Origin of the sequence: Streptomyces sp. NPDC015171, from assembly GCF_043079545.1 — a bacterium.
GTDB lineage: Bacteria > Actinomycetota > Actinomycetes > Streptomycetales > Streptomycetaceae > Streptomyces.
The window spans coordinates 152514-169561 of record NZ_JBIBUO010000003.1; the positions used below are offsets into that span (position 1 = coordinate 152514).

At 71.7% G+C, this 17048-nt stretch carries 12 protein-coding genes and 1 tRNA gene; 9 read left to right on the forward strand and 4 right to left on the reverse strand.

All coding sequences use genetic code 11. The features are described 5' to 3' along the window. Positions 1 to 30 precede the first annotated feature (30 nt). Both ACF073_RS09065 and ACF073_RS09070 read right to left on the reverse strand, forming a co-directional pair. On the reverse strand, positions 31 to 1866 hold the full coding sequence (locus ACF073_RS09065) for a thiamine pyrophosphate-binding protein (RefSeq protein ID WP_392067884.1): 1836 nt from the start codon (positions 1864 to 1866) through the stop codon (positions 31 to 33). Continuing rightward, a complete protein-coding gene (locus ACF073_RS09070) occupies positions 1863 to 3920 on the reverse strand; it encodes a flavin monoamine oxidase family protein (RefSeq protein ID WP_392067886.1) in 2058 nt (685 codons plus the stop codon). The genes ACF073_RS09065 and ACF073_RS09070 overlap by 4 nt, the downstream gene beginning before the upstream one ends. A 1199-nt stretch (positions 3921 to 5119) precedes the next feature. Here ACF073_RS09070 and ACF073_RS09075 point away from each other — a divergent pair. The 7 genes from ACF073_RS09075 to ACF073_RS09105 all read left to right on the forward strand — a co-directional run bounded on the left by ACF073_RS09075 (position 5120) and on the right by ACF073_RS09105 (position 12832). Then, positions 5120 to 5689, forward strand: coding sequence for a 2Fe-2S iron-sulfur cluster-binding protein (locus ACF073_RS09075; RefSeq protein WP_392067887.1), 570 nt, complete (start codon positions 5120 to 5122; stop codon positions 5687 to 5689). Beyond that, a complete protein-coding gene (locus tag ACF073_RS09080) occupies positions 5686 to 6681 on the forward strand; it encodes an FAD binding domain-containing protein (RefSeq protein ID WP_392067888.1) in 996 nt (331 codons plus the stop codon). The genes ACF073_RS09075 and ACF073_RS09080 overlap by 4 nt, the downstream gene beginning before the upstream one ends. After that, positions 6678 to 8906 carry a molybdopterin cofactor-binding domain-containing protein gene (locus ACF073_RS09085; protein ID WP_392067890.1) on the forward strand — a complete coding sequence of 743 codons (2229 nt, stop codon included), beginning with the start codon at positions 6678 to 6680 and terminating at the stop codon, positions 8904 to 8906. Before ACF073_RS09080 ends, ACF073_RS09085 begins: the two co-directional genes overlap by 4 nt. A 146-nt stretch (positions 8907 to 9052) precedes the next feature. Beyond that, positions 9053 to 9126 (forward strand) — tRNA-Met (locus tag ACF073_RS09090). Positions 9127 to 9994: 868 nt separating this feature from the next. Beyond that, complete coding sequence (locus tag ACF073_RS09095) at positions 9995 to 10534, forward strand: ArsR/SmtB family transcription factor (protein ID WP_392067891.1); 540 nt, start codon at positions 9995 to 9997, stop codon at positions 10532 to 10534. Beyond that, entirely contained in the window at positions 10531 to 11826 is a 1296-nt protein-coding gene (locus ACF073_RS09100; RefSeq protein ID WP_392067892.1) for an MFS transporter, read from the forward strand. Before ACF073_RS09095 ends, ACF073_RS09100 begins: the two co-directional genes overlap by 4 nt. A gap of 229 nt (positions 11827 to 12055) precedes the next feature. Beyond that, positions 12056 to 12832 (forward strand): hypothetical protein, encoded by a 777-nt coding sequence (locus ACF073_RS09105; RefSeq protein WP_392067894.1) that lies wholly within the window; start codon positions 12056 to 12058, stop codon positions 12830 to 12832. Positions 12833 to 12975: 143 nt separating this feature from the next. Here ACF073_RS09105 and ACF073_RS09110 read toward each other — a convergent pair whose 3' ends face one another. Next, positions 12976 to 13908, reverse strand: a complete 933-nt coding sequence (locus ACF073_RS09110; protein WP_392067896.1) for a dihydrodipicolinate synthase family protein — start codon at positions 13906 to 13908, stop codon at positions 12976 to 12978. A gap of 71 nt (positions 13909 to 13979) precedes the next feature. Here ACF073_RS09110 and ACF073_RS09115 point away from each other — a divergent pair, with 71 nt between their 5' ends. Then, complete coding sequence (locus ACF073_RS09115) at positions 13980 to 14900, forward strand: LysR family transcriptional regulator (protein ID WP_392067898.1); 921 nt, start codon at positions 13980 to 13982, stop codon at positions 14898 to 14900. A 303-nt stretch (positions 14901 to 15203) separates the two neighbouring features. Here the strand turns inward: ACF073_RS09115 and ACF073_RS09120 are convergent, their stop codons facing one another. After that, on the reverse strand, positions 15204 to 15821 hold the full coding sequence (locus ACF073_RS09120) for a TetR/AcrR family transcriptional regulator (protein WP_392067899.1): 618 nt from the start codon (positions 15819 to 15821) through the stop codon (positions 15204 to 15206). Between the two features lie 154 nt (positions 15822 to 15975). Between ACF073_RS09120 and ACF073_RS09125 the strand changes: the two genes are divergently transcribed. Further along, positions 15976 to 16836 carry an enoyl-CoA hydratase/isomerase family protein gene (locus ACF073_RS09125; RefSeq protein WP_392067901.1) on the forward strand — a complete coding sequence of 287 codons (861 nt, stop codon included), beginning with the start codon at positions 15976 to 15978 and terminating at the stop codon, positions 16834 to 16836. The last annotated feature ends 212 nt before the right edge of the window (positions 16837 to 17048 follow it).

The following is a 17048-nucleotide window of genomic DNA, read 5'->3' on the forward strand; positions in this document are numbered from 1 at the left end:
TCTCTCCCTTTCGGAATGCGGGACATTCGGCTAGGACGATTTCGATTTCGGCACCTTGTAGGCCATGGCCCGCGGATAGTCGTGCCGGGGCAGCCGGACGCGGACCACGACAGGACCGGCGTTGACCGGGTCGGCCGGGTCGGCGAGGCGGGCCAGCAGGTCGTCCAGCTCCGCGGGACGGGCGACGCTGACGCCGCTCGCCGGGGTGTCCTCGCTCGCGAAGACGGCCGCGAGACGGTCGTGGTGCCAGGGGTGCAGGACGTTGTAGAAGTCCGGCTCGGCGGGGTCCTGCCCGGTGTAGAAGTCCGGATGCACCAGCATCTGCTCGATGCCGTAGAAGTGCCCGTTGTCCATGACGAACACCACCGAGCGCAGCCCGAGCCGGGTGTGGGTGGAGATCTCCTGGCAGGTCTCCTGGAAGGCGCCGTCGCCGACGAACACCATCGGGCGGGCGCCCTCGCGTTCCGGGGCGAGCGCGGCGCCGGTGGCCGCGCCCACCGACCAGCCGATGGACAGCCAGCTGATCTGGGACAGGAAGCCGCCGGCGGACAGGGACAGGTTCATCGAGCCGATCAGCGAGAACGCGGCGTCGGAGACGACCGTCCAGTCGTCCCTGGTCTCCTGGCCCAGGAAGTGGTCGATCCGGTCGAACACGCCGTCGTACGTGAGCCGTTCGGCGCTCCGGAACCGCGCCCCGCTGACGCTCAGCGAGGCGCGGTAGCGCGCCAGGCCGGAAGGGCGGTCGTCGCGCGCTCCCTGGTAGCTGTAGGACTCGGCGTAGTAGTCGGCGGACAGGCCCTCGCAGCCGTAGGCCTTCACCAGCGCGTCCTGGAGGGCGGGCAGCAGACGGGCGAGCTGGACGTCGGGGAAGTAGGAGGTGCCGACGCTGACACCGCCGTGCGCCGCCATCACCCAGTCGGTGCCGACGCTCTGCTCGCCGCCGAGGTTCTTCGATGTCGACCAGGCCCCGAGCCCGATCCGGCAGGTGGCCCAGTCCTTGAAGACCGCGTGCACGTCCGGATGGCTGGCCCTGCCGTTGTAGACGCCGTGGAACTGCGGCAGGTCCTCGTCCACCACGGCCTTGGCGCCGACGGTCGTGCAGAACGGCACACCGGTGGCCGCCACCAGGTCGGTCAGCTCCCCGCCGAGCCCGTACCGGTCGAGTTCCTCGCCGGCCCACACGATCGGGCGGGGCCTGCCGTCCGGGCCGGGGTGCTCCTCGACCAGGGTGAGGACCGCCTGCACGGCCTGGTCCAGCATGGCCTGGTTGCGGGCGCTGAACGGCCGTTCGCGGCGGACGAGCGGCTCCGCCGGCTCAGGGCAGGGCTCGTCCCACAGGTCCTCCATGACCTCCAGGTAGACCGGCCGGCGCTCGGAGACGCACGCGGTGAGCGCGGCGTCGATCCGGCCCGGTGCGAGACCCGGGTGGGAGATGACCTGCGCGTCCACGGTCACCTGCCGGTAGACGTCCAGGTTGCTCTCCGCGCGGGGGCTCATGTGCGAGGTGAGCAGGCCGACGGCGCGGAAGTTCTGCCACTGCTCGTACGGTGGGCAGGCGTTGACGGCGATCAGTGGTACCTGCTCGACGTACGCGCCGCCGCAGGAGTTGAGCAGGTTGAACGCGCCCACGCTGTACGTCACCGCCGCGGCGCCCACGCCGTGGATACGGGCGTAGGCGTCGGCGGCCTGGCCCGCGCCGCCCTCGGTCGGCGTGCCGACCCACTCGATGTCGCCCTCGGCCCGCAGGGCGGTGAGGAACGGGCCGAGGTGGTTGCCGGGGACGCCGAACAGATGGGTGATGCCCAGCTCGGCCAGCCGCAGGGCGAGATAGCGGGCGACCGTGCAGGCGGGGGTGGACGCGCTCATGAGTCCGCCCCTTCCTGGCCCGGGCCCGCGCCCTGCCTGTCGGTGACCGGCGGTGCCTGATGGACGGCGAGGGCGGCGCGCACGGCGCTCTCCAGGGCGCCCTCGATCCAGGCGTGCTTGAGGGACGTGTGCTCGCCGGCGAAGTGCACCGGGCCCTCGGGCCGGGAGACGTCCAGGTGGAAGCTGGTCATCTGGTGCGCGGTGTAGATGGCGGCCTCGCCGAAGGCGTACGGGTCGCGGGCCCAGCTCTGGGTGGCGCCCCGGCCGGTGAGGAACACCTCGATCCGCCGGCCGTGCAGGGCCTGGAGGTTGCGCAGGGCGTAGAGGTAGCGCTCGGCCTTCGGCATGGAGTCCCAGCGCGCGGCGTCGTCGGACCACGAGTACGAGGCGAGGACGACGCCGCCGCCCGTGCCGTCCGCCACCGGGTGCGAGGGGTAGTACATGAAGCGGTTGGGGTTGTCGGCGGCGGAGCCACCGCCGTAGCAGTGGGTGGCGGGCCGCACGGCGGGGCCGCGCAGCGGCAGGCTGCCGTCGATCCGCCGCATCTCCTCGGTGACGAGGCTGTCCTTGACGGCGGCGCCGAGCAGCCCGGCCTGCGGGTCGGGCAGCGTGGGCCGGGAGACCGCCCCGGTGTCCGCATCGTGCCCCTGCCGGTAGTACTCGTACAGGCCGGGCGCGATGCCGTCCAGCGTGTCGCGCCAGTCGTCCTCGGTGAACTCCCACCAGCGGTGGCTGAATTCGAGCAGCACCTTGGTGGCCTGGTCGTAGTGGGTCTCGATGACGGCGCGGCGCTTCTTGTAGGACATCGAGGGGACGATCTCCACGAAACGCAGGGCGGAGAAGGGGATGGTGACGACCGCCAGATCCGCCGTCCAGAGCTGGGGGAGTTCCTTCGGGTCGTCCTCGCTGACCGTCTGTACGGCCACCCCCCACCCGTCGGGGCCGACCGCGCCGGTGCCCTCGGGGTCGGTGTCGCGCGTGGGATCGTGGTACTCCAGACGGATCATGCGCCGGCCGAGCCGCACCTCGTCGCGCAGGCCCTCGTACAGGGCGTGCGGCAGGCGCCAATTGCCGCCGGGGATCTCCCAGTAGCGGACGGCGGAGTTGATGTCGCTGCGGCTCAGGAAGCTGTGGAAGAAGGAGAGGTGGAGCCGCGAGGACATGTTCTCCAAGGTGCCCACGGCTTCGACGGCCTCGTCGCTGAGCCCGGCGCGGTCGCGCAGGAAGGCGCCCATCGAGTAGCCGTCGAAGTCGCGGATCACCCGCGCCCAGCCCTCGACCCACTCGTCGAACGGCTTGTTGACGCGGGCGCCGTCCACCAGGTCCGAGTAGTAGTCCCGCACGCTCTCCAGCGCCTCGTCCACCATCTGGATGACGGGGGCGCGGACCTCGTCGCCGGTGAGGTGGAAGCCCTCGTTGACCCGCTCGGGACCGGCGACGTAGTCGGCGCGTCGCACCTGGACGCGGTTGGCGCGGATCCAGGAGTTGCCCCGCTTGTCGGGTTCGCGGAAGTCCGGGCTGTCATCGCCGTACGTCCATGTCCGGCCGGTGAAGGAGGTGTACGTCACCGGGGGGACGGGCACGTCGGGACCGCTGCCCGAGCGGGGATCGATGTCCACGTTGTAGAACTGGCGCCGGCCGAGCCCCAGTTTGTCGATCAGGGCGAGGACGAGCGGGTGGAAGTCGGGCAGCCGCATGGCTCCGGCCTCGGCGTACTGGGCCGGGTCGGCGAAGGGCTGGTGGTGCTTGGTGGTGCGGAAGGTCTTGATGCGCCCGCCGACACGGTTGGCGTTCGCCTCGAGGATGGTGACGTCGTGTCCGGCGTCCTTGAGCAGCCGGCCGACGACGAGACCGGTGATGCCGGCGCCGACGACGAGGATCTTCTTGCGCGGGTGACGGGTGGGCCCGAGGTGGCCCGTGTCTATCAGGGTGTGCAGGTATTCGAGCTTGAGGTCTTTGCCGTCGGGTCCGACGAGGAGGAGTTCACGGGCGAGCCTGAGGCAGGTCTGCCAGCGGGCCCGGATCGCGGAGTTGTCCCGTGGAGTGTCGGTCATAGCCTGCGATCGTAGATATGCCGAAAGGGTTTCGCGGTTCACCCACCGGACAACGTCCTAAAAATGCCGAGAGGGCTGGGTGACGCGATTTCCACTTGCTCGAATTTCCGACCGTAAGGCGGGGGATTCCTGAGGGGCGGAAGGGAGATCGGGTGCGAGGGAATAGCAACTCGCCCGTGGAATGTGGCACTCCTGGGGTGGGGATGTGTCGGCCCCGCGGATGGCCCCGGCGGGAAAGCGGACAGTCGGCGCCGTCAACTGACGTGAGGGCAAGGGGAGTTGGCCTATGCCTCCGGCCAACCTGCGCCTGTCCCCGCCCCGGGTGATCAGACACATCTCGATGGGTGTGAAGCCACGCATGACATGAGGCGCGGACCGTGGGTCGGCTGTGGCGCGGGTTCCCTCGATTCCTGGGTCCGTCCGCCCGGTGTAGCCCCGCGGAAATCGATGGGCGGCGTTGCGGACCCGCGGATACGGGAAAGGCGGCGGCGATTCCCTTCGCTTTTCCGCGGGCCTTCCCGGATCCGCTGGTGCGGGGTGGGTCTGCCGGTACCGGGGCCACCCGCGCGTGACGCCGACGCCCGCCCGTACGGATGTGCTCCGGATGCTGCCGCGGGCCGATCACGTTCGGTGACCGCGGAGGGGGATCGGCCGCCACCTCGGCCGCCGCCACACGGGCAGCCCGCTGCCCGGCCTTCCGGCCTTGCGCGGCCTTCCGGCCTTGCGCGGCCTTCCGGCCTTGCGCGGCCTTCCGGCCTTGCGCGGCCTTCCGGCCCTTCGGCCGTGCCCGGCCTTCCAGCCCCCCGGGCCGTCCCCGGCCCCCCCCGGGCCGTCCCCGGCCCCCCCCGGGCCGTCCCCGGCCCCCCCCGGGCCGTCCCCGGCCCCCCCCGGGCCGTCCCCGGCCCCTTCGGCCTTCCCCGGCCCCTTCGGCCGTCCCCGGCCCCCGGCCGTCCCCGGCCCTCCGGCCGTCCCCGGCCCCCGGCCGTCCCCGGCCCTCCGGCCGTCCCCGGCCCTCCGGCCGTCCCCGGCCCTCCGGCCGTCCCCGGCCCCCGGCCGTCCCCAGCCCCCCGGCCTTCCCCGGCCCTCCCGGCGCGCGGGGCGACGGCTTTCCTGAGACGCTGAGAGGCGGAAGCGCGCGCCCGAGAGCGGGCGGCGCATGTCCAGCTGGAACCCGCACCGAGCCAAGAAGGCGGGCCGTGATGAGCGATGCGGATACGGGCGCCGCAGGGCGGAGCCAGGGCGAGTCGGCCGGACTCGCGCCGGTCAGGCTGAGCGTCAACGGTCAGGCACGGGAGCTCGCGGTGGATCCGCGGACCTCGCTGCTCGACGCGCTGCGCGAACACCTGCGCCTGGGCGGAACCAAGAAGGGCTGTGACCACGGGCAGTGCGGAGCATGCACCGTGCTGATCAACGGCCGCCGGGTCAACTCCTGCCTGTCACTCGCCGTCATGCACGAGGACGACGAGATCCTGACGATCGAGGGCCTGGGCGACCCCGATGCCCTGCACCCCCTGCAACGCGCCTTCGTCGAGCGCGACGGCTTCCAGTGCGGCTACTGCACGCCCGGCCAGATCTGCTCGGCCGTCGGCATGCTCGCCGAGGTGGAAGCGGGCTGGCCCAGTCATGCCACGGCTGACGTGTCCGCGCCGCAGGTCGCGTTGACCGACGAGGAGATCCGCGAGCGGATGAGCGGCAACCTGTGCCGGTGCGCCGCCTATCCGAACATCGTCGCGGCCATCCGCGACGCCGCGCAGGGAGGCCCGGAATGAGGCCGTTCACCTACGAGCGGGCGAGGGACGCGCGGAGCGCCGTCGCCGCGGCGTCCCGAGCCGGCGCGAAGTTCATCAGCGGCGGCACCAATCTGCTCGACCTGATGAAGCTCGACATCGAGCGGCCCAGCCATCTCGTCGACATCAGCCGGCTGCCGTTGCGGGACATCGAGGAACTCCCGGACGGCGGACTGCGCATCGGCGCCCAGGCGGCGAACTCCGACGTGGCCGCCGACGCCCGGGTGCGCACCCGCTATCCGGTGCTGTCGGAGGCACTGCTGGCCGGCGCCTCCGGCCAGTTGCGCAACAAGGCGTCCACCGGCGGAAACCTGTTGCAGCGCACGCGCTGCCCCTACTTCTACGACACCGCGGCGGGCTGCAACAAGCGTGACCCCGGGTCCGGATGCTCGGCGATCGGCGGGCTCAACCGGATGCACGCCATCCTCGGCGCCAGCGAGTCCTGCATCGCCACCCACCCCTCGGACATGGCCGTCGCGCTGGCCGTACTGGGAGCGGAGATCGAGCTGCTCGGCGCCGATCAGACGGTCCGCCGCGTCGCCCTCGCGGACTTCTACCGGCTGCCGGGCGACACCCCCCACATCGAGACCGTGCTGCGGCCCGGCGAGATGATCACGAGCATCGTCCTGCCCCCGCCTCCGCCGGGCCGGCAGAAGTACCGCAAGGTGCGCGACCGGGCGTCGTACGAGTTCGCGCTGGTCTCCGTGGCGGCTGTCGTCTCGACCGACCGGGGAACGATCAGCGAGGCCCGGGTGGCGTTCGGCGGTGTCGCGCACAAGCCGTGGCGGTCCGCCGAGGCGGAGGCCGCGCTGACCGGCCGTCCGGCCACGATGGCCACCTGCCGCGCCGCCGCCGAGGCGGCCCTGCGCGACGCGGTCGGGCACGGGCACAACGACTTCAAGATCGATCTGGCCAAGCGCACGCTCTGCCGCACGCTGCTGCAAGTGGCCCGGGGAGCTGAGGAGGCGGCATGATCGGGCGAGCCCTGAACCGCGTCGACGGCCCGCAGAAGGCCGCCGGCCGGGCCACCTATGCCTACGAGCAGTGGGCGGCCGGCCAGCCGCTCTACGGGTTCATCGTCGGCGCGACGATCGGAAAGGGCCGGATCACCCGGATCGACACGGAGAAGGCCGAACGCGCGCCCGGCGTGCACTTGGTGCTGACCCATCTCAACGCCCCGGCGCAAGGCGCCCGCGACGAGTCCGTCCCGTTCGAGTACTGGCGTGCCCAGCCGGTGCTGACCGGCCCCGACATCCACTATTACGGCGAGCCGGTGGCACTCGTCGTCGCCACGGCCATCGAACAGGCCCGCGCGGCGGCCGATCTCGTCGACGTCGAGTACGCCACCGGGCGGGGACGTTTCGACTTCGCCGAGCAGGAAGACGAGGTGTACGTCCCGAAGGTGGTCAACGCCGGCCTCCCCACCGACACCGCGGTGGGCGACTTCGATGCCGGCTTCGACGGCGCGGACGTCAGGATCGACCAGTACTACACGACGCCGTACGAGTTCTCGATGCCGATGGAACCGCACGCATGTCTGGCGGAACCGCGTGACGAGGACCTCGTCGTCTACGTCAGCTGCCAGATCGTCGACGCGGCGCGGGGCTCGCTCGCCAGCACGCTGAAGATCGACCCGGAGCGGGTTCACATCGTCACCCCGTTCGTCGGCGGGGGATTCGGGTCCAAGCTGGGCATCCATTCCGAGACGGTCCTGGCGGCGCTCGCCGCTCGCGCGCTGCGCCGGCCGGTCAAGGTCGCGATGACCCGGCAGCAGATCTTCCAGCTCGTCGGGATGCGCCCCACATCCAGCCAGCGGGTCCGGCTGGGCGCGGGGAAGGACGGACGGCTGGCCGCGATCGCCCACGACGTCACCATGCACACCAACCCCGACGTGGAGTACGCCGAGCAGACCGCCGCCACCACCCGCAGCCTCTACGCCGCCCCCCACCGGTTGACCAGCCACCGGCTGGCACCGCTCGACCTGCCGCGCGGCACGGACGTGCGCGCACCGGGCGAGGCGCCGGGCATGCTGGCGGTCGAGTCGGCGATGGACGAGCTGGCCCATGCGCTCGACATGGACCCGGTCGAGCTGCGGATCCGCAACGAGCCCGCCGTCGACCCCGAGCGGGACGTTCCGTACAGCGACCGGCACCTGGTCGAGTGCCTGCGCGAAGGCGCGCGCCGGTTCGGCTGGGAGCACCGCCCCGCCGCCCCGGCGAGCGTGCGCGACGGGCGATGGCTGGTCGGCTACGGCATGTCGGCCGCCATCCGCGGGCACTTCCAGGGACCGACCTCGGTGCGGGTGCGGTGGGAGGCGGACGGCAGCGCGGTCGTCCAGACGGACATGACCGACCTCGGCACCGGCACCTACACCGTCCTGACGCAGGTCGCGGCCGACGGCCTCGGGCTCTCGCCCGATCGGGTGCGGATCGAGCTGGGGCGGTCCGAATTCCCCTCCAGCTGGGGGTCCGGAGGCTCGTGGGGCGCCACCAACTCGTGCACCGCCGTGCACCGGGCGTGCCTGGCCCTGCGCGAGAAGGTGCTGGTCGCGGCGGGCGGCGACACGCGCTCTCCGCTGTACGGCCGCGACCTTGCGGACGCCGTGTTCTCCGACGGCGAGGTGGGAGTCGGCGGCGCGTCCGAGGCGGTGAGCGAGATCGTCGCACGCAACCACCCCGAAGGTGTGCAGGCGGAGGGCGGCACCCGCTTCATGGGCGACGATCCGAACTACACGGACTACTCGATCAACACCTACGGGGCCCATTTCGCCGAAGTGGGGGTCGACGCGGACACCGCCGAGATCCGTCTGAGGCGGATGCTCGGCGTGTTCTCGGTGGGCCGTGTGTTCAACCCGAAGACGGCCCGCTCGCAGCTGATCGGCGGCATGATCTGGGGAGTCGGCGCGGCCCTCGAGGAAGACGCCGTCGTCGACCCGCGATCCGGCGCCTTCGTCAACTGCGATTTCGCCCAGTACCTGGTGCCGGTCCACGCCGACATCCCCGACGTCGACGCCGTCATCCTCGACGGGTACGACGCCAAGGCCAACGTCCTCGGCGCGAAGGGCGTCGGTGAGCTGGGCATCTGCGGGTCCGGCGCGGCGGTCGCGAACGCGGTGTTCAACGCCACCGGCGTGCGCGTGCGCGACTTCCCCCTCACCATCGAGAAGCTGCTGCCCGGCCTGCCCCTGCTGGAGGACTGAGCCCGCGGTGCGGACCAAGGACGCTGCCCGGCCGGGACCGAGCGGGGTGAGGTGGAGGGCACCGCGTGGCCCGGTGCTCCGCGAGGGTCTGGATGCTCGTCGTGGTCACGGAGCGGCGCCGAGTGGCGTAGGGTGGTGTTCACCGACGCGGGGTGGAGCAGCTCGGTAGCTCGCTGGGCTCATAACCCAGAGGTCGCAGGTTCAAATCCTGTCCCCGCTACTGAAGGACGAGGCCCGGATCCCCTGGATCCGGGCCTCGTCCGTGTGCCCGGGGCCTGGCGGGAAGGCAGGCCCCCGGGAGTGCGGGGCCGGGGTGCGGGCGAAGGAGCGGGAGCGGTACGGGCGAAGAAGCGCGGGCCGGGACCGGGCCGGCGTCGCCCATCCGGACTGGGGCCGGGGCCGGGACCGGGCGGCCTCGCCCATCCGGGGCCGGGGGCTGGCTGCCGTCGCCCATCCGGGCCGGGGCCGGTATGGCCCGTCCAGGCCGGAGAATCGCCGCCGCACGGCAGTCCCGGACGCGCGGACATCCTTTCCGGACGATCACCCATGGAAGCCGGTGGGCCGCCCTGTGAGGCTCGACGCATGACACACACCGACATCAACCGCACCGAAACGACGAACGCCCCGGCACCGTCCTGGTCCTCGGCGGCACCGGCAGGACCGGCCGCAGGGTCGTCGCCCTCCTCCGCGAGCGGGGTGTGAAGACGCACGCGGCCTCCCGCTCCGGTGACACGCCCTTCGACCGGACCGAGCCCGGCCACGCGGGCCGCGTCTCCCGGTGAAGCCGGCAAGCGGCGCGATGGTGACGACCATCTGCCGCCCCGGCCCGTGCGATGCCGACGACGGGACTCATGCGGAGCACGGCCTTGCGCGGTCACCGCACAAGGCGGTCGAGACGGCGGATGAAGGTGCGGACGAAGGTGCGGACGAAGGCGTGCGCAGAGCGGCCCGCCGTGGGGCCGACTTGTCGTCAGTTCGCCTGCGCGGCAGGAGGTTTGACGGAAGGTCCCGCGCACCGGACAGCAGTTTCCGGAAGGACGTGCGGAATCCCCTTGCGCAATGGTCAAGAATCGTTGACCATTGCTCGCATGCCTGCTGAAGATCTCCCCGAGACGTTTCACGTCACCACTGACGAGCAGCTACGAGCCGTCTCCAATCTCACGCGTCACCGGATCATGGCCGTCCTCCGCTTCGAGCCCGCGACGATCACGCAGATCGCCGAGCGGGTGGGGCTCGCGAAGGGGAGTTCCAGCTATCACGTGCGACTGCTGGAGCGGGCCGGCCTGGTGAAGGTGGTCCGGACGCGGAAGGTGCGGGGGGTCACCGAGCGGTACTACGCGATGGCCGCGCGGGCGATCGTGCTGCCGGATCCGGGCGAGGGAGGGCCCGATGTGCTGATGCGCCACGCGGTGGCGGACCTTGAGGCATCTCCGGCCGATGGCGAGCGGCACGTACGGATGGCGCATCTGCGGCTCACCGACGAGCAGTTCGCGCAGCTGGGGGCGCGGCTGCAGGCACTGGCGGACGAGTACCGGGAACTGTCCGACCCGTCGCTGCCGGACGCGTCGCTCGTCTTCGCACTGTTCCACCCGGCATCGCGCGAGCAGACCGAAGGGGACGCCAAGTGACGTCAGAGGCGAAGAAGTTGCCCACCGGGTTCGGACGGCTGTGGGCCGCGCAGACGGTGTCCTCGCTCGGCGACGGGGTGTCGCATGCCGCGCTGCCGCTGCTCGCGCTGACGTTGACGCGGGATCCGATGGCGCTCGCCGTCGTCACGGCCGCCGGAACACTGCCGTGGCTGCTCTTCGGGGTGCTCGGCGGTGCGCTGGTGGACCGCTGGGACCGCCGGCGCACGATGTGGGCCATGGACGCGGCGCGTGCGGTGCTGCTCGCGCTACCGGCGGCAGCCGCCGCCCTCGACGTGCTGAGCATTCCGCTGCTCGCGGCCGTCGCCTTCGCGCTCGGCCTCGGCTCGCTCTTCTTCGACACGGCCGCCACGGCCTATCTGCCGGACCTGCTCGGCCGCGACCCCGCACTCCTTGAGAGCGCCAACTCCCGCCTGCGCGGCGCCCAGACCGCCATGTCCGGCTTCGCTGGGCCGCCCGCTGGCAGTGCGCTGCTCGCCCTCGGACGGGCGGTACCGCTGCTCGCCGACGCGGTGTCGTTCGCGCTCTCCGCACTGCTCGTACGGTCGCTGCCCGCCGCACCCCGGCCCGTGCCGGAGGCCCGCGAGACACTGCTCCAGCAGGCCCGGGCCGGAGCCGCGTACGTCTTCCGGGACCGGCTGCTGCTCGGGCTCGCGCTGCGCCCGGCGGTCGGGAACGTCGCCTTCCTCGCCGTGGAGACCGTCCTCGCCCTCTTCGCGCACGAGCGCCTCGGCATCGACACCTACGGCTTCGGCCTGCTCCTCACGGCGGAGGCCACCGGCGGACTGCTCGGCGCGGGCATCGCGTCCTTCCTCGGCCGACGACTCGGGACCGGCACCGCGCTGACCTGCACGGCCGCGGTCGAAGGGCTTGCCGTCCTGGGCCTCGCCGCCGCCCCGAACCCGTACGCGGCCGGGCTCGCGCTCGCCGTCTGCGGGGCCGGCATGGGCGCCACCATGGTGCTCGGGCCCTCACTGCGGCAGACGATCGTCCCGGCCCGCCTGATGGGCCGGGTCGCCTCCACCTCCCGCATGCTCGCCATGTGCGCCGCCCCGTTCGGCGCCTTCCTCGGCGGCTGGCTGGCCACCACCTACGACGTACGCACCCCGCTCTACACCGCCGCCGGCCTCCTCCTGACCATGACCGCCGTCACGGCGACCATGACCAGCAACCGCCGGGTGGAAGCGGCGCTGCGGGGCGCTGCCCCGACCGATCGTCCGGGCCACCCGGAATCCGCTGACCCCGCCGAGGAGAGCGCACGCGACTCGGTGTGACGCCTGCCCCGAAGGCGCACCCCAAGCCGGGTGCCCGGCCCCCCGCTGGACCTGACACCGGCTCACATGGTGTCGTTCTCCCACCCGACACCGGTTCGCGGGCGCGGGTGTAGTTGCGGTGATCCGGAGCGGGCCCACGGCGTCGTCAAGACGCTGGTGAAGTCCGACGCGCGGGCCGGGTCGGACCCACGACGAGAGAGAGGCGACTGGCGATGAGGGGCGGACAGGCATGAGGGCCTTCGCGCGGCGTGCCGCCGGCTCGAAGAGCGTGTGGGGAACGTGGGCGCTGGTCCTCCTGTTCGCCGTCTCGGCCTGTTCCACGACCCCGGACCGTGCCGTCGGCGACAGGCAGGTGCGCACGCTCGGGGAGAGCGGCCAGGCGGTGCGGGCCCGGGAGCGGGCGGAGCAACGGCTTCGGAGCGTGGCGCGGGCGTACGCCGACCGCACACCCCTGACGCTCGGCCTGGTCGTGGTGCACGACGTGTGCGTACCGGGCTCGGGACCGGGCTGGTTCTTCCAGCAGAAGACCGACAACTACAAGATCGCCTGCTCGATGAAGATCACCGCCTACTACGGCGCCGACCCCGAGCACACCGGCGACACCCTCGACGCGATCCTGACCGCGGGCGACCACGCCCGGTCACGGCCGGACGGATCCGGACGTCCCATCCCGTTCACACACGACGACCAGGGAAAGCGGCTCGTCGCCTACTACCGGGGGCACGGCCCGAACCCCCAGAGTCCGCAGGCCGTGGAAACGACCCGGCTGGCCGTCTCCGGACAGACGCTGACCTGGGACACGACACGCGGCGGCGCCCCGCGCCGACTGATCGAGGAGCCCTACGCCGGCCTCGTCGACGATCCGCCGGTGTCCCGCGCGGTCCGTGATCCGAAGACCGCCACGGTCGCCGCCATCCGGAAGCGGTACGGCCTGGCGTTCAAGCTGGAACTCCCTTACCGCGACTACTACGGGGTGCTCAAGAACGGTCGGACGCGCACGGAGTGACGTGGGCGCCGGCCGGGCACGGCGGTGCTGTGCCGCCTACCTCAGCCAGAAACTGACCGGCGTCCGGCAGGCGTCCGTGCCCACCCCGGCGGTGCTGCACGAGATGGCCCGCCGGGCGCGAGGATGACACGGGGCACCTCCTTTCACGCCGCGGTCTCATGGCGGGCTCGGTGGGCTTGCTGGGGCCGGGTGGTGGCCAGGGCCGTCGCCCGCCGGACCGAATCGGCGGAGGCGGCCAGCAGCGGCAGCCGGACGGCCGGGCTGGGGATGCGGCCCTGGGCGTGCAACACCCCCTTGATCACGGTCGGGTTCGGCTCGGCGAAGAGCGCGGCGGACAGCCGGGCCAGCTCGGCTCCCAGCCTGCGGGCCGGTCCGGCGGCATCCCGATGCCACAGCGAGATCAGCTCGGCGAAGTCGGCGGTGCGGACGTTGGCCGACGCCAGGACGCCGCCGTGGGCGCCTGCCGCGAGTATCGGCGAGATGACGGCGTCGTCGCCGCCGAGCACCGCGAAGCCTGGTGCGGACGAGTCGAGCAGTTCCATCGCGGCCGCGTCGATCGCGCCGGTCGAGTACTTGACCCCGATGACCTCCGGTAGGCGCCCGAGCGCGTTCAGGGTTGCGGTGCTGAGGGGCTGAGCGGTGCGGTAGGGGATGTCGTAGACGACCAGCGGCAGGCCCCCGTGTTCGGCGAGTGCCGTCATGTGCGCCAGCGTTCCCGCCTCACCGGGCCGGGTGTAGGGCGGCGCGGGAACCAGCGCCGCGGTGACGTCACCGCTCTGAGCGAGCTCCCGCAGTGTCACGATGGCGGCGGCGGTGTCGTTGGTGCCTACGCCGACGATCAGAGGAGCGCGGTGTGCCCGGCAGGCGGCCGCGCAGATGCTGACGACGGCCCGCTTCTCCTCGGCGGTCAGCGTGGCCGCCTCCGCGGTGGTGCCCAGGGCGACGAGTCCGCTGGCGCCGGCCGCCAGCGCCTCTTCGGCGAGGCGGGCGAGTGCGTCGGGGGCGAGGTGCAGGTCGTCGGTGAACGGAGTCACCAGGGGGACGAACAGGCCGGTGAGGTTCGCTTCGGGCTTCATGCACCCACCCTGACCGACGCGAACCCAGTAGATCCAGTTCATGTTTCTTCGCTTCTGCATAAGATGAACTTATGCTTGATGTTCGACGTCTCCACCTGCTGCGCGAACTGGATCGACGCGGCACCATCGCGGCTGTGGCCGAGGCGCTGACCTTCACCGCGTCGGCCGTCTCCCAGCAACTGGGCGTGCTCGAACGGGAGGCCGGCGTGCCCCTGCTGGAACGAAGCGGCAGACGGGTGGTGCTCACGCCTGCGGGCCGCACCCTCGTCGGCCACGCCGACGCCGTCCTCGAACGCCTCGAACTGGCGGTCTCCGAGCTGGCCGGGGCGCGCGAGGGCATCGGCGGGCCGTTGCGGATCGGGACGTTTCCGTCGGGCGGTCCGGCGATCGTGCCCGCCACGCTTGCCGAACTGGCGCTGCGGCATCCCGCGCTGGAGCCGATGGTGCAGGAGATCGACTCGGCGCGCGTCTCCGACGGCCTGCGCGCCGGCGAACTCGACGTGGCCCTCGTCCACGACTACGACTTCGTTCCCGCGTCACCGGACACCACGGTCGATCAGGTGCCCCTGCTGGAGGAGCCGATGTACCTGGCCACGGGCGGCGCTCCCGCCACCGTTTCCGCCGTCCGCGGTGACGCGCTGGCGGAGTTGCTCGGGCCGTGGGCCGCGTCCCCGTGGATCACCGCCCGGGACGGTACGACCGGTCACGCGCTGGCCGTACGCGCCTGCCAGGCGGCCGGTTTCCAGCCGCGCGTCCGCCATCAGGTCAACGACTTCCGTACGGTCCTGGCACTGGCCGCGATCGGGCAAGGTGCGGGATTCGTACCGGAGATGGCCACCGCGCACGCCCCCGACGGCGTGGTCCTGACCCGGCTGCCCCTGTTCCGCCGCTCGAAGGTCGCCTTCCGCGCGGGCGGCGGCACGCACCCGGCGATCGCGGCATTCGTGGCGGCGGCGCGAACAGCGGTGGGCGCCACCGGCGGTGCCTCCTAGCGTGACCGGCACGTCCGATCAACTGATGACCCCCTCGAAGGAGGCACACCTCAAGGGCACCCCGTACGACGGCGGGACGCCGATCGTCTGGAATGTGCCGGACCAAGAGGTCGCGCAGACAGGTGCTGGGGGGGCCTCGGCGGCCCCGCACGGCTGCGCGTGGGCACCGTCCGCTTCGGCCGGATAGCCCCCCACCCCGGCACTCGCGGCCGGGGCTGGACTCCGCGACGCGATCACCGCCGCCGGGTCGAGCACTCCTTTCGGCCGCTCCGGCACCGCCGAGGAAGCCGCCGCCTCGGCCCTTTACAACGGAGCGTCCGTCTGCCGGCGTGCCGGGGTCGAGAAGGCGGCGAACGCAGCGTCCAGCAGTTTGCCGAGGTCCTCTTGGCCGTCGCTCGCACTCCATTGCCCGAGGACGATCCACAAGATTTCGAGCGCCGCCGCTGCGCGAACGGTGGCGATGACGGATGACCCGTCGGTCGAGGAGGTTGTCTTCTGCAGGCGGGCGACGATCTCTGGTCGCCATTCAGCCTGCTTCTCGCGGAGGCGTGCGCACAGGGCTGGGGTCTGCTCGATGAGGCCGAGGATCGTCACGAGCTCCTGAACGTCGCGCACGAGGAACCTGACGGCTGACTCCAGGGCGCTGCGCAGCCTGCTCCAGTCGTCCTGGTCGGCCGGCTCGGCATCGAGGGCGTCGGTGATGACGCCACCGACAGGGTCGAAGACGAACAGGACCACGTCTTCCTTGGTGCCGAAGTAGCGCAGGAAGGTGCTCCGCGACACTCCGGCGGCTTCGGAGAGGTCGGCGAAGGTGACCTGGCTGAAGCCGGTGAGGCAGAACCGGTTGAACGCGACGCGGGCCAGCTCTGCTCGCACCGCGTGGCGGCTGATCTCACGGGTACCGACTGGCGCTGCGCTCATGGGGGCGAGTGTACTCCGACACACTCATTTGCTTCTTCGGATGCAGGTTTCTAATCTGACACTCAGTGTCAGTCTCGATGCCGAGATTCACGACACTGTTCCCGGCCGGCCGCCCGGTCACGGACCGTCCCTTACCGCGATATGGAGCCACCTCATGAGCTACGACGAGCTTCCCGCCCTGACGATCGACGTCTCGGACGGGGTCGCCACGGTGACAATCGATCACCCGCCGCTCAATCTGATGGACGGGGTCCTCCTGCCGTCACTCCGGGCATTCGTCGCGCGTGTGCGGGACGACGCCGACGTCCGCGTCATTGTCTTCGAGAGCGCTGACCCGGAGTTCTTCATTGCGCACGGTGACATGGCCTACCTCACCGACCCTGACGCGCTGCCTGCGGCCACTCGCGCTGCGATCGCGGCCGCGCCGGGCTCGACCGTCCCGGAAGGCCTGAACATCCTCCAGGCGATGAGCGAGGAGGTCCGCTCGCTGCCGCAGGTCACCATCGGCAAGCTGGCGGGCTTCGCGCGCGGCGCGGGCAACGAGTTCTTCATGTACCTGGACATGCGATTCGCGGCGATCGGCAAGTCGGGGCAGGGGCAGCCGGAGTCCTTGATGGGAATCCTCCCCGGAGGCGGCGGCACGGTGAATATGACGCGCCTGGCAGGAAGGGCCCGCGCGCTGGAGCTCATCCTCGGCGCCGAACTCGTGGGCGCGGAGCTCGCGGAACGGTACGGCCTGATCAACCGTGCCCTGCCCGCCGCAGAACTCGATTCCTTCGTCGACACCCTCGCCCGACGGATCGCCGGCCTCCGGCCGGAGGTGATCTCCATCACGAAGGCTGCGGTCGACGCGGTCGCGCAGCCGATTCCGCGTGCGGCGTACGCCGTTGAGAACGAGGGCCTGTTCGCGGCGTTCGGCGATGAGGTCACCGAGCTCGCCCACAAGCTGCTCGCCGCTGGTATCCAGACCCGTGAGGGCGAGCGGGACCACGAGCGCATCGCCAACAGCATCTGATTGCCCAAGCTCTCGCCATCCGTGCGCAGAGGCTCCGTGGGAAGAGTTCCTCAGCAAGGGAAGGTCCCGTTTGAAGGGCCCCTGCCAGGGCGTGGCCGGACGGAGGTCGATGCGGCGTCCGGTCCGGCGGGTACTGAGTGTGGCCGGCCGATAGGGCCGGCGCCCAGAGGTGCTTGCTGAAGAGGTGGACGGGAGGGTCGAGGGCAGGCCGG